Below are 15,017 nucleotides of genomic sequence, written 5' to 3' on the forward strand. Positions count from 1 at the left end.
GGCAGGAGGAATGGGGAGGAACCGTGGTGGACGAGAACGTCGACCGGGTCCACGCGCCCGGCCAGCAACCGATGCCGGAGCGGGACATCGAACCACTCTGGCCGCCGGACCAGATCGGCGCCGGCACACCGCCCTGGGCGTCGACCGCCTCACCCCCGTCCCCCGTACCGCCCCCGGTCCGGCCGGGTCAGCCGCCCTCGCCGGCCGACTATCCGTCCCTGACCGGCGGCGTGCCGATCCCCGGCGGGGCACCCGTCTCCGGCGCGGCACCCATTTCCGGCGAGGGGACGACCGCGCCGCAGGGCCCGGGCGCCGGCTGGTCGCCCCCACCGGTCACGACCTCGGGGACCGCATCGGCCGCTGCCTCGGGGCCTCCGCCGGTCGCGGCCCCGTTGCCCCCATCGGTCGACGCCTCGGGAACCGCATCGGTCACAGCCTCGGGGGTTCCAACGGTCGCGGCATCGGGGGCCTCGGCGGCCGACGCCTCGTGGGGGCCGGACGCCTCGGCCTGGGCGCCGCCGACACCCGCGCAGGGCAGACCGGCCACGCCGGAGACGGCCGGAGGCGTGCCCGCTCCCCGGGCCCCGCAGACCGGCCCCGGCCTGGTCGACCTCGACATGCCCTTCAGCCTCGACCAGCCGGTGGTGCCCGTGCCCGTCACGTCCCCGCGCCCGCTGACTGCCGCCCGGACCTCCCCGGGTGCGGGCGAGCCGACGCAGGGGCTCGCCCGGCGGCGGGAGGATGCCTCGCCGGTCACCGTGGCTGACGCCTCCCCCGGTAGCCGGCCGTCACCCCACGACACGGTGCGCGGCCCCGACGCGCCCGCCGAAGCTGACCGCCCCGGTCCGGCCGCCGACGCCGCGAGGCCCGGCCCCGGCGAGCCCGCCGGAACTGACCGCCCCGGTCCGGCCGCCGACGCCGCGAGGCCCGGCCCCGGCGAGCCCGCCGGAACTGACCGCCCCGGTCCGGCCGCCGACGCGACGACGCCCGACGGCCCGTCGACGGGAGGACACGAGACCGGCAGCCGGGCGAACGGAATCGCGGCGACGAACGACAGCCCCCCGAACGGGAGTGCCGGCGGCCCGGCCAACGGAAGTGCCGGCGGCCCGGGGAGCACCGATGGCGGCAGTCCGGCCAACGGGAGTGCCGGCGGCGGGGTGGCGAGCGGCGGTCCGGTACCGGGCGGCGGGGCCCGGATGCCGGCGGAGTCGCCGTGGGCGCAGCCGCCGCAGCGCCCCGCCGCCGCAGCCGCCGCGGCCGGCCCGGGGCCCGGTGCCGCCGGCCAGACGCCCGCGTCCCAGGCTGCCGAACCAGGACAGGTCTCCCAGCAGTACCCGAGCCAGCGCGGCCCGGCCGACCAGGGCCCGCACCCGTGGCACCCGGGCGAGCAGGCCCCGCCCCAGACCGACGCCCTCCACGGCCCGAGCCCGCAGGGCCAGGCTGGGCAGGACCCGCCGGTCGGGACCGCCACGGACCTCGGGGCCGACCCGGCAGCGCCACAGCAGGCCGCACCGCCCGGGCCCTACCCGCCCCAGCAGGCCGCACCGCCCGGGCCGTACCCGCCATCCCAGGCCGGGCCGTACCCGCCGCAGCAGGGCGCGCCGCCCCCCGGGCCGTACCCGCCCGGTTGGTATCCGCCGCCCTGGCCGCAGGCCACCCCGGGCGGCCCGGCTCCGCAGCAGGCGTACCAGCCGGCGGAGGGGGTCACCGCGGTGCCGCCGGCGCAACCCGACGCCACCTGGCATCCGGCGATCACCGACCCGCCGACCGCCGAGGACTTCGCCCGCCGCCGGCAGGTGCGGCCCGCCGACCCGGTGGCCACGATGGGCGTACGGGCGGTGGTCAACCGGATGGGGCTGCGGCTGCCGCCCGGCCGCCACGAACAGGAGGTGCGACGGGACATCGAGACGGTACGCCGCAACTTCGGCGGGCTGCGCCAGGTGACCGTGGTGAACCCGAAGGGCGGCGCCGGCAAGACGGTGGCCATCCTGCTGCTGGCGATGACGTTCGGCCAGAAGCGCGGCGGCTACGTGCTGGCCTGGGACAACAACGAGACCCAGGGCACCCTCGGGATGCGCGCCCAGCAGGACTTCCACTCCCGTACGGTGCGGGACATGCTGCGGGACCTGGGCCAGTTCCAGGGCGCGCACGGGCGGGTCGGCGACCTGTCGCAGTACGTCCGCTCGCAGGGCGAGGGGATGTTCGACGTCCTCGCCTCGGACGAGTCGGCCACCGGCGGCGAGATGCTCACCGCCGCCGCGTTCGCCGAGATCCGCGAGGTGGTCAGCCGGTTCTACAAGCTGATCTTCGTGGACACGGGCAACAACGTCCGGGCCCAGAACTGGCAGGCCGCGATGGACGCCACCGACCAGTTGGTGGTCACCATGTCGGCCCGCAACGACTCGGCGGAGACGGCCGCCCGGATGCTGGACCACCTGGAACAGAGCGGCCGGCAGCGGCTGGTCCGGCAGGCGGTCACCGTGGTCTCGATGCCGCCGTCACGCAAGGAGATCGACCTGCCGGCGATCCAGGAGCACTTCGCGGCGCGCACCCGGGCGGTGCTGCTCGCGCCGTACGAGCGCCTCATCGACACCGGCGAGCCGATCCGGTACGGCGGGCTCTCCGCAGCCAGCCGGGACGCCTGGCTGAAGATCGCCGCCGCCGTCGCGGAGGGGTTGTAGGGCGTCGCCGATGGCCCCGGTCACCCACCTGGCGACCTGCGGGCCGCCAGGTGGACGGCCAGGGGGACCTGGGCGAGCCGACGGCCGGGGCGGGCTGAGCCGCGCCGGCCGTCGGACCCGCCGTCAGTTGCTGGCCAGCGCGTCCGCGGCGGCGGGGTCGCAGTCGCGGAGGAACTGGGCGCAGCGGGCCGCCTCGTCGGACTCGCCGATCTCGTCGGCCGCCCGCGACAGCACGTAGAGGCAGCGCAGGAAGCCCTGGTTCGGCTCGTGCGACCACGGCACCGGGCCGAAGCCCTTCCAGCCGCTGCGGCGCAGCTGGTCCAGGCCCCGGTGGTAGCCGGTGCGCGCGTAGGCGTACGCCGGAACGACCTGGTCGGCGGTGAGGGCCCGCGCGGCCAGCGCGCCCCAGCCGGCGCTGTAGGTCGGGAAGCGCGCCGCCACCTCGGCGTGGGCCTCGTCGCTGCCGGCCTTCTCGGCGGCGGCCAGAGCGGCGTCGGCCTCGTCGTGCGCGGGGAGGAGGGTGGCCGGTGGTTCCGGCAACAGGTTCTGCATCGCCCCATTCAACCCGCTTCGCACCGGGGTGCGCGAGGGGGTTGGGCGAGCCGGCTGGCTGAACGGCTGAGGAGTTGGTCACGCCTGCGGCCCATGCCCCCGGCCGATACTTTCGACTACAACTATTGGTCCGGAGCCTCCCCAGGACCGGGTACTGCGGAAGCCCGGCGGCCACGACCGCCGGGCTTCCGTCGGTCCGGCCCAGGTCAGGCGGCGAGCCGGCGCAGGTTTGGCCGGTTGACCCGGCGGGGCAGGATGGCCAGGGTGCCGACCCCACCTCCCGCGGACGTCATCGAGCCGCACACCTGCACCGACGAGATCGAGACCCGCGCCGAGTTCGACCGGCGGCTGACCACCGGCAGCCTGGTCGGGCTGACCGTGCAGGGGCTGCGGCTCGACCTCGATCCCGTCCCCGACCTGACCGCCGTCGAGGTGACCGGCACCCTCTTCGTGGGCTGCCGCTTCGCCTCCCGCGAGGTCGGCGCCGACCTGGTCCGGCGCGGCGCGAACGTCGTACCGCCGTTCTCCGGACTGCCCTACCCGACGCAGCCGTCCCACCTCTACACGCCGGAGGACCTGGCCGCCGGCTTCGCCGAGGGCGGCTTCGCCGGGATGTACGACACCCAGGTCTACGAGCACTTCCGGGCGCACGGCGGGGCGCTGCCGGACGTCCGGGAGGCGCTCGGTCAGCGGCTGCACGACCACGGCGTGGACAACGCGCTGGCCGACGCCACCCGCGCCTGGCTGGCCACCCACGGGCCGCAGTCGGTGGTGGGCATCATGGGCGGGCACGCGGTGCCGCGCGGCAGCGCGCCGTACCGGATGGCGGCGGTGCTGGGCTGGGAGCTGGCCCGGGCCGACCGGCTGGTGGTGACCGGCGGCGGCCCCGGGGTGATGGAGGCCGCCAACCTCGGCGCCCACCTCGCGCTGCGGCCGGTCGAGGACCTGGACGCCGCGATCGACCTGCTCGCCACGGCGCCCGACTTCACCGACCACGACCGTTACACGGCGGTGGCGCTGCGGGTCCGGGAACTCTACGGCCGGCCGGTGGCGCTGCCCCGACCCGAGGCCGCCGACCCCGGCAGCGTCTCCCGCGCCGACTCCGCGGAGCTGGCCGGCGGCGACGTGGACTGGGCCCGCGCGGGCGGGCTGGCCATCCCGACCTGGCTGTACGGGCACGAGCCGGCGAACCTCTTCGCCGGCCGGATCGCCAAGTACTTCTCCAACGCCATCCGCGAGGACACCATCCTGCGGCTGGCCCGGGGCGGGATCGTCTTCGCCCCGGGGCGGGCGGGGACGGTGCAGGAGGTGTTCCAGGCGGCCACGAAGACCTACTACGGCACCGACGGGGCCAGCGGCGCGTACGTCTTCCTGGACCGCGCGTACTGGACGCACGAGCTTCCGGTGGAGGCGCTGCTGCGGCCGCTGCTGGGCGCCTCGCCCTTCGGCGACCTGTCGTCCTCCGTGCACCTCACCGACGACGTCCACGAGGCCGTCCGGGTGCTCACCGCGACGGCCTGACGGCCCCGGACACGCCGACGGCCGGCTCCCGGGGCGGGGAGCCGGCCGTCGGTCGTACGCGTCAGCGCGTCACTTCGCCAGCGTGGTGCCCGTCGAGCGCAGGTGCTCGCAGGCCTCCGCGACCCGGGCGGCCATGCCGGCCTCGGCGGCCTTGCCCCAGACCCGCGGGTCGTACATCTTCTTGTTGCCGACCTCGCCGTCCACCTTGAGCACGCCGTCGTAGTTGCGGAACATGTGGTCCGCGACCGGCCGGGTGAAGGTGTACTGGGTGTCGGTGTCGATGTTCATCTTCACCACGCCGTAGTCGAGCGCCTCGCGGATCTCGGAGAGCAGCGAGCCGGAGCCGCCGTGGAAGACCAGGCTGAGCGGCTTCTCCTTGCCGTACTTGGCGCCGACCGCCTCCTGGATCTGGTTGAGGATCTCGGGGCGGAGCTTGACGTTGCCCGGCTTGTAGACGCCGTGCACGTTGCCGAAGGTCAGCGCCGCCATGTAGCGGCCCTTCTCGCCCAGGCCGAGCGCCTCGACCATGGCCAGGCCGTCCTCGACGGTGGTGTAGAGCTTGTCGTTGATGGCGTTCTCGACGCCGTCCTCCTCGCCACCGACCACGCCGACCTCGATCTCGAGGACGATCTTGGCCTCGGCGGCCCGGTCGAGCAGCTCGGCCGCGATCTGGAGGTTCTCCGCCACCGGCACGGCCGAGCCGTCCCACATGTGCGACTGGAACAGCGGCTCCTGGCCGGCGGCCACCCGCTCCTTGGAGATCTGCATGAGCGGCCGGACGAACTTGTCCAGCTTCTCCTGCGGGCAGTGGTCGGTGTGCAGGGCGATGTTGACCGGGTACTTCTTGGCCACCTCGTGCGCGTACGCGGCGAACGCCACCGCGCCGGTGACCATGTCCTTCACGGAGGGGCCGGAGAGGTATTCCGCGCCACCGGTCGAGACCTGGATGATGCCGTCGCTCTCCGCGTCGGCGAAGCCCTTCAGCGCCGCGTTCAGGGTCTGCGAGGACGTCACGTTGATCGCGGGGTACGCGTACCGGCCGGCCTTGGCGCGGTCCAGCATCTCCGCGTAGGTCTCGGGGGAAGCGATGGGCATGTCGAACGCTCCTTACTTACCGCTGTCGGCCGTCACCGGCCGCTGTTGTCCCTGGGTGCGCCGGACCGCGCTGTCCACCGTCGGCAGTATCCCGTAGAAGACGGGGGCCGGCACAACCGACCCGGTACGCGCCCGGTCCCTGGCCGCCTCGTCACCGCCCCTCCCACCTGTCGGGCACGACGACGCTGATCAGCCAGGTCACCACGGCCATCACGATGGCACCCCAGAACGCGGCCCAGAAACCGTCCACGTGGAACGGCAGGTCCAGCGCCCGGGCGATCCAGTCGGTCAGCAGGAACAGCAGGGCGTTGACCACCAGCGCGAACAGGCCGAGGGTGAGCAGGTAGAAGACGCAGCCGACCACCTTGACCAGCGGCTTGAGCACCGCGTTCACCACGCCGAAGATCAGGGCCACGACGACCAGCGTGAGGGCGGAGTTGGTGCCGGACCGGCCGCTCACCTCCACCCCGGGCACGACCAGCGTGGTCACCCACAGCGCGACGGCGGTGATCGCCAACCGGATCAGGAAGCCCACCGTCCCATCCTGGCACCGGGGGCACCGGCCGGTGGGCCGATTCGGTCGACTCGGCTTCCGAGCGGCGGGCGGGTGCAACCCGTACGGTGTGTGGGGAACTGTCCGCCGAGATCCCGGGAGGGACTGATATGGGTCAGCCCGAAGAGGACTTCGCACCCAGCGACCACCTCAGCCCCGAGGAGCGCGACATGGAGGCCGAGCCGGCCGACGCGGTCGAGCAGGCCGCCGTGGTCGATCCGGGCGACGCCGACACCGAGCCCCACCGTGGCCTGGAGGTCGGCGACTGGGACGCGATGGAGCAGGCGCGGGTGGTCGCCGCCGACGAGGACGACTACCGCTGAGCCGTACGCGGGCCGGACGACGCCGGACGACCCCGGTGGCGTCCGGCCCGCGCGTCAGCGGGTGCCGTTGACCCGGTCCGGATGCCGCGCCACCCACTGCGCCAACCGGTCCTCCCGCAACGCCGCGAGGAACGCCGGGGCTTGCTCCGGGTCCGGTGACAGCCGCCAGCCGAGGTCGTCCGGCGGCCCGACCGGGAGGCTGAGCCCGACCGGGTCGACGGACTTCAGATCCGGAAGCACCCGCAGCAGGTCCACGAGAGTCGTGCCCCCGTCGTCCGTCATCACGTCCGTGCCGACGATGTCGGCCAGGGTGAGGAGCCTGACGGGGTTGGTCAACACCCCCTGTTGACTGGCCTGCCGGATCAACCCGGCGGCGAAGAGCTGCGCGTGCCGGTCCCGGTCGAGCCCGCCCTCAGGCAGTCCCCGCCGCTGCCGCAGCAGGTCGACCGAGGCGGCGCCGTCGAGCCGCTGGCAGCCGCTCGCGAAGACCCGCTCGGTGTGGACGGAGCGCACCTCGCGCGGCAGGCAGACCTCCACGCCACGGACCTCGTCGGTGAGCCGGACCCCGACAGCACGCGCCCCACCCCAGACCCACCCGACGGCACGGCGCGCGCCCACCGTCCGGGACCGGCACGACCGGACGAACCCGGACCATCACGGGTTTCCGGGGGAGCCCCGCCCGCAAGCACCCCGAAAACGGGGCGACGCAAGATCGACGCGGCTGAGACCATGGGCGCGTGCTGCTCACCCTGACCACCACGCACCGGCCGGCCACCGACCTCGGGCACCTGCTGATCAAGCACCCCGACCGCGTGCACTCCTTCGACGTGCCCGTCGGCACCGCGCACGTGTTCTACCCGGAGGCCGGCGAGCAGCGCTGCACCGCCGCCCTGCTGCTCGACGTCGACCCGTTGCGGCTGGCCGGCGCGCGGGGCAAGGGCCGCGGCCGGCAGCAGGCCCCGACCCCCGACAGCTTCACCCTCGGGCGGTACGTCAACGACCGACCGTACGCGGCGTCCAGCCTGCTCTCCTCCGCGCTGTCCAAGGTGTACCGCTCGGCCCTGCGCGGCGAGTCCCGCGAGCGCCCCGACCTGGCCCGTACGCCGATCCCGCTTCAGGTGCGGGTGCCGGTGCTGCGGTGCCGGGGCGGCGCGGACGTGGCCGTCCGGATGTTCGGCCCGCTCGGCTGGGTGGTGACCGCCGCCCCGATCCCGCTCGACGAACGGCACCCGGAGTGGAGCGACAGCCGGTACGTCGACCTGACGCTGACCGGCACGGTGCGCGTCGCCGACGCGCTCAACCACCTCTACGTCCTGATGCCGGTGCTGGACGACGCCAAGCACTACTGGGTCGCCCCGGACGAGGTCGACAAGCTGCTCCGGGCTGGCGAGGGCTGGCTGGCCGCGCACCCGGAGCGTGACGTGATCATCCGCCGCTACCTGGCGCACCGGCGGGCGCTCGCCGGCCTGGCCCTGGCCCGGCTCGCCGAGCGACGCCCGACCGACGAGCCGGCCGCCGAACCGACGGTGGACGAGGCGACCGGCGACGCGACGAACGGGGACGAGGCGAGCGGCGGGGACACCGGGGGCGGGCAGCTCGCCGCCCGGCGGGCTTCGCTGGCCGCGCGACGCCGGGAGGCGGTGCTCGGCGCGCTGACCGAGGCGGGTGCGAGCCGGGTGCTGGACCTCGGCTGCGGCGGCGGTGCCCTGCTCGCCGCGCTGGTCGGCGACCGCCGGTTCACCGAGATCGTCGGCACCGACGTGTCCACGCACGCGCTGACCCTGGCCGCCCGGCGGCTGCGGCTGGACCGGCTGCCCGAGCGGCAGCGGGACCGGATCCGGCTGTTGCAGTCGGCGCTGACCTACCGGGACGACCGGCTGTGCGGGTACGACGCGGCGGTGCTGATGGAGGTGATCGAGCACGTCGACCCGCCCCGGCTGCCGGCGTTGGAGGATGCCGTACTCGGTCACGCCCGGCCGGCGACCGTCGTGGTGACCACGCCGAACGTCGAGTACAACGTCCGCTACGAGGGGCTGCCCGCCGGGCGGTTCCGGCACGCCGACCACCGCTTCGAGTGGACCCGCGCGGAGTTCGCCGCCTGGGTCGACCGGGTGTGCGCCACGTACGGCTACACCCCCGCGATCGGCGGGGTCGGCGACGACGATCCCGAGGTCGGCGCCCCCACCCAGCTCGTCGTGCTGACCCGGAAGGAGATCCCGTGAGCACCCTCGACATCCCCGAGCTGGCCCTGGTCGCACTCGTCGGCGTCTCCGGCTCCGGCAAGTCCACCTTCGCGCACCGGCACTTCGCGCCCAGCCAGGTGCTCTCCTCGGACACGTTCCGGGCGATGGTGGCCGACGACGAGAACGACCAGTCCGCCTCCGCCGACGCCTTCGACGCGCTGCACCACGTCGCCGCCACGCGGCTGCGCCGGGGCCGGCTCACCGTCGTCGACGCGACCAACCTCCAGCCGCACGCCCGGGCCGCCCTGGTGCGCGTGGCCCGCGAGCACGACGTGCTGCCGGTGGCCGTCGTGCTGGACGTGCCGGAGGCGCTGGCCTGGGAACGCACCGAGGGCCGCGCCGACCGCACCTTCGGCCGGCAGGTGCTCGCCCGGATGCAGCGCGACCTGCGCCGCTCGTACGGGCAGCTGGCCCGGGAGGGCTTCCGGAAGGTGCACGTGCTGCGTGGCGTCGAGGAGATCGACGCCGCCGAGATCCGCTACGAGAAGCTGTTCAACGACCGGCGCGAGCTGACCGGGCCGTTCGACATCGTCGGCGACGTGCACGGCTGCCGCGCCGAGCTGGAGGCGCTGCTCGTCCGGCTCGGCTGGGAGCTGCGCCGCGACGAGCGGGGCCGGCCGGTGGACGCGACGCACCCGTCGGGGCGTACCGCCGTCTTCGTCGGTGACCTGGTGGACCGCGGCCCGGACTCCCCCGGCGTGCTCCGCCTGGTGATGGGCATGGTCGCCGCCGGGCACGCGATCTGCGTGCCCGGCAACCACGAGCAGAAGCTGCTGCGCCGGCTGCGCGGCCGCGAGGTGCGGCTCACCCACGGGCTGGCCGAGACGATGGAGCAGCTGGCGGCGGAACCGGACGCCTTCGTGGCCGAGGTGGCGAGCTTCATCGACGGCCTGGTCAGCCACTTCGTGCTCGACGGCGGCCGGCTGGTGGTCGCGCACGCCGGGCTGAAGGAGGCCTACCAGGGCCGCGCGTCCGGCCGGGTGCGCTCGTTCGCGCTCTACGGCGAGACCACCGGCGAGACCGACGAGTACGGGCTGCCGGTGCGCTACCCGTGGGCGCGGGAATACCGAGGCTCGGCGATGGTGGTCTACGGGCACACGCCGGCCGCCGTGCCGGAGTGGGTGAACAACACGATCTGCGTCGACACCGGCTGCGTCTTCGGCGGCCGGCTCACCGCGCTGCGCTACCCGGAGAAGGAGCTGGTCTCGGTGCCGGCGGAGCGGGAGTGGTACGCCCCGGTCCGCCCGCTGTCCGCCGCTCCGGCCCGGCCGGACCAGGTGCTGGAGCTGACCGACGTGACCGGCCGGCGGCACATCGAGCACGCGTACGGGTCGCTGACGGTGCCGGCGGAGAACGCCGCCGCCGCGCTGGAGGTGATGAGCCGCTTCGCGGTCGACCCGCGCTGGCTGGCGTGGCTGCCGCCGACGATGGCGCCCTGCTCGACGGCCACGGCGGGCGGCTTCCTGGAGCACCCGGCGCAGGCGTTCGCCGACTACCGCGCGGCGGGCGTGGACCGGGTGGTCTGCGAGGAGAAGCACATGGGCTCGCGGGCGGTGGTGCTCGTCTGCCGGGAGCCCGACGGCGGGCCCTTCGGGCCGGGCGGCGGGGTGGTGCACACCCGAACCGGCCGCCCGTTCTTCGGGGCGCCGCTCGACGCGGAACTGCTCGACCGGGTGCGCGCGGCGGTCGGCGGGGTGGGGCTCTGGGACGAGCTGGGGACCGACTGGCTGCTGCTCGACTGCGAGCTGCTGCCCTGGTCGGCGAAGGCGGGTGGCCTGATCCGCGAGCAGTACGCCGGGGTCGGCGCCGCCGGCCGGGCCGCGCTCCCGGCGGCGTTGGAGGCGCTGGAGGCGGCGGCCGGCCGGGGCCTGCCCGTGGCCGGGCTGCGCGACCGGATGGCCCGCCGCCGCGACGAGATCCTGGCCTACTCGGACGCCTACCGGGCGTACGTGGGGCCGACCGACGGGCTGCGCGGGGTGACCCTGGCTCCGTTCGCGGTGCTGGCCGGCGCGAAGGCCAGCTACGCCGACCGGGACCACGGCTGGCACCTGGGGCTGGCAGACCGGCTCTGCGCCGCCGACCCGGAGTTCTTCACCCCGACGCGCCGCCAGGTCGTCGACCTGGCCGACCCGGCCGCCGAGGCGGCGGCCACCGAGTGGTGGCTGGCGCTGACGGCGGCCGGCGGCGAGGGCATGGTGGTGAAGCCGTACGCCGGGCCGGCGGCCCGCACCGAGCGGGGTTCGCTGCTCCAGCCGGGCATCAAGTGCCGGGGCAGGGAGTACCTGCGGATCATCTACGGTCCGGGCTACGACGAGCCGGAGCAGCTCGCCGCGCTGCGCCGCCGGTCGCTGGGGCGCAAGCGGGGGATGGCGCTGCGCGAGCACGGGCTGGGGCTCGCGGCGCTGGACGCGCTGGTCGCCGGTGCTCCGCTGTGGCGCCGCCATGAGCTGGTCTTCGCGATCCTGGCCTGCGAGTCCGAGCCGGTCGACCCCCGGCTGTGACGTCGAGCACCAGCGTGGGGGGCAGCCACCTAGACTACGGACGTTCCGTCACCGACCGGCATACTTCGGAGGTCGCCTCGTGCCGACGCCCACCACCACCCTGGCCCTGGGGCCGAGTTGGCTCGATCCAGAGGTGTTGATCTCGACGTTCGGGCTGATCGGCATCCTGGTGATCGTCTTCGCCGAGTCCGGCCTGCTGATCGGGTTCTTCCTGCCGGGCGACTCGCTGCTGTTCACGGCGGGGCTGCTCACCGCGGACGGGAAGTACATCACCTACCCGCTGTGGCTGGTCTGCCTGCTCATCACCATCGCGGCGATCGCCGGCGACCAGGTCGGGTACGCGTTCGGCCGCAAGGTCGGTCCGGCGCTGTTCCGCCGGCCGAACTCGAAGCTTTTCAAGCAGGAGAACGTGCTCAAGGCGCACGAATTCTTCGAGAAGTACGGCGCGCGCTCCATCGTGCTGGCCCGCTTCGTGCCGATCGTGCGGACATTCACGCCGATCGTGGCCGGGGTCAGCCGGATGAACTACCGCACGTTCGTGATCTACAACGTGATCGGCGGCGTGCTCTGGGGCACGGGCGTGACGGTGCTCGGCTACTTCCTGGGCCAGATCCCGTTCGTCAAGGCGAACATCGAGGCGATCCTGATCGCCATCGTTTTGATCTCGGTGGTCCCGATCGCCGTCGAACTGCTCCGCGCACGGATGGCCGCCAAGCGGGGCACCACCCCGCAGGAGGTGGCCGCCGCCGAGGAGGCGATCCGGGAGACCCGCGAGCACTACGGCAAACACTGACCGCCCGGCCGTCCGGTGCCGTTCCCGTTGGGGGATGGCACCGGACGATCGGTGAAGGTCAGCGCGCCTTCTTGGTGGCGCGCTTGCGCGGCGGCGTCAGCAGATCGGCGATCGTGGCGATCGCCGTCGGCACCAGCCGGTAGTAGGCCCAGACACCACGCTTCTCCCGCTCCAGCAAGCCGGCCTCGGTGAGGATGCGCAGGTGGTGACTGACCGTCGGCTGCGAGAGGCCGAGGGGTGCGGTCAGGTCGCACACGCACGCCTCGCCCTCGGGCGCCGACTGGATCAGGCTGAGCAGCCGCAGTCGAGCGGGGTCGGCGAGGGCCTTGAGGACCCCCGCGAGACGCTCGGCATCGGCACGTTCGATCGGCTCGCCGGCAAGCGGCGAGATCTGAGGCATAGTCATTTCAGCCAACGCAGTTCCCACGAATTCCATCCTTCCACCAGCAGCATCGATCCGCCTGCATATCGGCGGATCCGAATCGGCAGACTTTTACGCCACAAGGCCGAGGTCAGCCAACGTAAAGGCCGCCCGATACGGCAATCCGGCGGCTCGCACCGCGTCGCCGGCGCCTCGATCAACAATAACCGCCACACCCACGATCTCGGCCCCGACCTCGCGAAGGGCCTCGACCGCCGTCAACACGCTTCCCCCGGTGGTGGACGTGTCCTCCACCGCCAATACCCGCCGGCCGGCCACGTCCGGCCCTTCGATCCGACGCTGGAGCCCGTGCGTCTTTCCCGCCTTGCGAACCACGAACGCGTCCACGGGGCGATCGGTGTCGGACGCGGCGTGCACCATCGACAGCGCCACCGGGTCGGCGCCGAGGGTCAACCCGCCCACCGCTTCGTATTCCCAGTCGGCCGTCAGGTCACGCATCACGCGCCCCACCAAGGGAGCGGCCTGGTGATGGAGCGTAACGCGACGTAGATCGACGTACCAGTCGGCCTCGCGGCCAGAGGAGAGCACCACCCGGCCGTGGACCACAGCCAGGTCAGTGATGAATTTACGCAGGTCGTCGTGGTCCCCCATGCCGATAGAGGGTACTGCTCAAGTCTGTACGTCGCGTGTGGGGTCCACCCGGGTCAGCCCCGGGAACGACCTCGGGTGGCGAGAACCGGCTACGCTGAGCGACCGTTCAGTCGGACATAACAGGCAATCGAGGGGGGTCGACGCAACGAGCCGTCGTCGAGCCGCCACTCAGCCGTCGTCGCGGCCGATCCGCCCCCGGGTGTCGCGGGACACCGCCTCCAGCAGTCGCCTGGGCGCGTGCCGCAGCCCCGCCACGGCGAGCTTGTACTTCCACGCCGGAACGCTGACCAGCTTGCCTTTCCGCAGGTCACGCAAGGCTTCGTCGACCACGTCGTCGGCCCGCAGCCACATCCACTCCGGCGTCTTCGACATGTTGATGCCGGCGCGCTCGTGGAACTCCGTACGCGTGTAGCCGGGGCAGAGCGCCATCACGCGTACGCCGAAGGGCCGGGCGGACTGGCCGACGGACTCGCTGAAGTTGGTAACCCACGCCTTGCTGGCGGAGTATGTCGAACCCGGCATGACCGCGCCGAAGGCCGCGACCGAAGAGACATTTATCACTGCCCCGGAGCGCCGCTCGGTCATCGGGCGCAGGGCCGCGAGGGTCAGCCGCATCACGGCGTGCACGTTGAGGCGCAGCAGCCGCGCCTCGTCCTCGGCGGAGGACCGCAGGAACGGGGTGTTCAGGCTGATCCCGGCGTTGTTCACCAGCAGCCCGATCGGCGTGCCCTCGGCCAGCCGCCGCTCCACCATCGCGCAACCGTCGTCCGTGGACAGGTCGGCGGGGATCGTCTCGACCTCCCGGCCGTGGCGCCCGGTCAGCTCGTCCGCCGTCGCGGTCAGCCGGGTCGCGTCGCGGGCCACCAGCACCAGGTGCCAGCCGTCGGCGGCCAACCGGCGGGCGAAGGCGGCACCGATGCCGGCGGTCGCTCCGGTGATCAGGGCCCGCCGCTCGCTGGTCGGCTCGTCGAGCGTCACGGGCGGTCCTCACCTCGGCGGGTACGGGGGCGCGGGCGGCGCCCCGGGCGGCTGGTGCGGGTGTGGCGACGCGGGCGACGCCGGGTGGTGCTGCAGGGCGGACGGCGCGGGCCGCCGGCGGAACCAGGCGCTCGCCGCCGGCAGTGCCAGCAGCACGGCTACCACAAGGTAACCGAGCACCTGGCCGACGGAAAGCCCCGCCCCCAACGGGATCCACCAGGACGGGTAGGCGTCGGCGAGGAGGCCGAAGAGTTCCGCCGTCGCCCGATCGTCCTCACCCGACCCCAGCGGGGTGGCGCGCTGGCCGATCAGCAGCGCCAGACCGCAGCACCCGGCGACCAGTCCCAGCGCCGAGATCACCCAGGTCGCCGTGCGGGCGCCGTCGCGGCCGGCCCGCAGGCCGGCGGCGAGGCCGGCGAGGAGCAGCCCCGCGAGCAGGCTCACCACCGCCGTCAGCACGGTGGACACGCCGAGCAGGCCGACCACCCGGTCGATCTGGTCCGGGCCCGCCGAGGTCTCCGCGGCGTCGGCGCGGAACCGGTCGACGGTGCCGCCACGCGTCGCCACGCTGGCGACGGCGTACGCGAGGGCGGCGACCGCCATCAGCGCCAGCAGCGCCACGGCCGCCGTGACCACGGCCGGGCGGCGGGCCGGTGCCCGATCGGGGTGCGACACGACGGGTCCCTCCGGTAGGCGTCGGGTTGCAACCTACTCGGAGGGACCGTCGGCGTCGCTGTTATCGAC

The 15,017-nt window shown here is 74.0% G+C and carries 14 protein-coding genes; 6 read left to right on the plus strand and 8 right to left on the minus strand.

What is annotated here, in order from left to right:
* Window positions 1–1,196: 1,196 nt before the first annotated feature.
* Window positions 1,197–2,681: a MinD/ParA family ATP-binding protein gene (locus GA0070610_RS31610; RefSeq protein ID WP_392567273.1), complete on the plus strand. Its 1,485-nt coding sequence runs from the start codon at window positions 1,197–1,199 to the stop codon at window positions 2,679–2,681.
* Between the two features lie 123 nt (window positions 2,682–2,804).
* Here GA0070610_RS31610 and GA0070610_RS27080 read toward each other — a convergent pair whose 3' ends face one another.
* Window positions 2,805–3,233, minus strand: coding sequence for a DUF3151 domain-containing protein (locus GA0070610_RS27080; protein ID WP_089002649.1), 429 nt, complete (start codon window positions 3,231–3,233; stop codon window positions 2,805–2,807).
* 264 nt (window positions 3,234–3,497) lie between these two features.
* Between GA0070610_RS27080 and GA0070610_RS27085 the strand changes: the two genes are divergently transcribed.
* Entirely contained in the window at window positions 3,498–4,754 is a 1,257-nt protein-coding gene (locus tag GA0070610_RS27085; protein ID WP_392567274.1) for an LOG family protein, read from the plus strand.
* Between the two features lie 69 nt (window positions 4,755–4,823).
* On the opposite strand, the gene fbaA is transcribed toward GA0070610_RS27085, so the two are convergent.
* On the minus strand, window positions 4,824–5,849 hold the full coding sequence (gene fbaA, locus GA0070610_RS27090; RefSeq protein WP_089002651.1) for a class II fructose-bisphosphate aldolase: 1,026 nt from the start codon (window positions 5,847–5,849) through the stop codon (window positions 4,824–4,826).
* A 151-nt stretch (window positions 5,850–6,000) separates the two neighbouring features.
* Window positions 6,001–6,384 (minus strand): phage holin family protein, encoded by a 384-nt coding sequence (locus tag GA0070610_RS27095; protein WP_089002652.1) that lies wholly within the window; start codon window positions 6,382–6,384, stop codon window positions 6,001–6,003.
* 128 nt (window positions 6,385–6,512) lie between these two features.
* Here GA0070610_RS27095 and GA0070610_RS27100 point away from each other — a divergent pair, with 128 nt between their 5' ends.
* Window positions 6,513–6,725 (plus strand): hypothetical protein, encoded by a 213-nt coding sequence (locus GA0070610_RS27100; protein ID WP_089002653.1) that lies wholly within the window; start codon window positions 6,513–6,515, stop codon window positions 6,723–6,725.
* A 54-nt stretch (window positions 6,726–6,779) separates the two neighbouring features.
* Here the strand turns inward: GA0070610_RS27100 and GA0070610_RS27105 are convergent, their stop codons facing one another.
* Window positions 6,780–7,343 carry an LCP family protein gene (locus GA0070610_RS27105; protein WP_089002654.1) on the minus strand — a complete coding sequence of 188 codons (564 nt, stop codon included), beginning with the start codon at window positions 7,341–7,343 and terminating at the stop codon, window positions 6,780–6,782.
* A gap of 119 nt (window positions 7,344–7,462) precedes the next feature.
* Here GA0070610_RS27105 and GA0070610_RS27110 point away from each other — a divergent pair, with 119 nt between their 5' ends.
* The 3 genes from GA0070610_RS27110 (at window position 7,463) to GA0070610_RS27120 (ending at window position 12,262) form a co-directional block, all read left to right on the plus strand.
* Complete coding sequence (locus GA0070610_RS27110; protein WP_089002655.1) at window positions 7,463–8,947, plus strand: 3' terminal RNA ribose 2'-O-methyltransferase Hen1; 1,485 nt, start codon at window positions 7,463–7,465, stop codon at window positions 8,945–8,947.
* Window positions 8,944–11,469, plus strand: coding sequence for a polynucleotide kinase-phosphatase (locus tag GA0070610_RS27115; protein ID WP_089002656.1), 2,526 nt, complete (start codon window positions 8,944–8,946; stop codon window positions 11,467–11,469). The genes GA0070610_RS27110 and GA0070610_RS27115 overlap by 4 nt, the downstream gene beginning before the upstream one ends.
* 79 nt (window positions 11,470–11,548) lie before the next feature.
* Window positions 11,549–12,262, plus strand: coding sequence for a DedA family protein (locus GA0070610_RS27120; protein WP_089002657.1), 714 nt, complete (start codon window positions 11,549–11,551; stop codon window positions 12,260–12,262).
* A gap of 58 nt (window positions 12,263–12,320) precedes the next feature.
* Here the strand turns inward: GA0070610_RS27120 and GA0070610_RS27125 are convergent, their stop codons facing one another.
* The 4 genes from GA0070610_RS27125 to GA0070610_RS27140 form a co-directional block, all read right to left on the minus strand.
* On the minus strand, window positions 12,321–12,698 hold the full coding sequence (locus GA0070610_RS27125; protein ID WP_089002658.1) for an ArsR/SmtB family transcription factor: 378 nt from the start codon (window positions 12,696–12,698) through the stop codon (window positions 12,321–12,323).
* A gap of 57 nt (window positions 12,699–12,755) precedes the next feature.
* Complete coding sequence (gene pyrE / locus GA0070610_RS27130; RefSeq protein WP_089002659.1) at window positions 12,756–13,295, minus strand: orotate phosphoribosyltransferase; 540 nt, start codon at window positions 13,293–13,295, stop codon at window positions 12,756–12,758.
* 168 nt (window positions 13,296–13,463) lie between these two features.
* On the minus strand, window positions 13,464–14,273 hold the full coding sequence (locus tag GA0070610_RS27135) for an SDR family NAD(P)-dependent oxidoreductase (protein ID WP_089002660.1): 810 nt from the start codon (window positions 14,271–14,273) through the stop codon (window positions 13,464–13,466).
* A 9-nt stretch (window positions 14,274–14,282) separates the two neighbouring features.
* Window positions 14,283–14,948: a hypothetical protein gene (locus GA0070610_RS27140; protein ID WP_089002661.1), complete on the minus strand. Its 666-nt coding sequence runs from the start codon at window positions 14,946–14,948 to the stop codon at window positions 14,283–14,285.
* Window positions 14,949–15,017 lie beyond the last annotated feature (69 nt).

It is taken from the genome of Micromonospora echinofusca (assembly GCF_900091445.1).
GTDB lineage: Bacteria > Actinomycetota > Actinomycetes > Mycobacteriales > Micromonosporaceae > Micromonospora > Micromonospora echinofusca.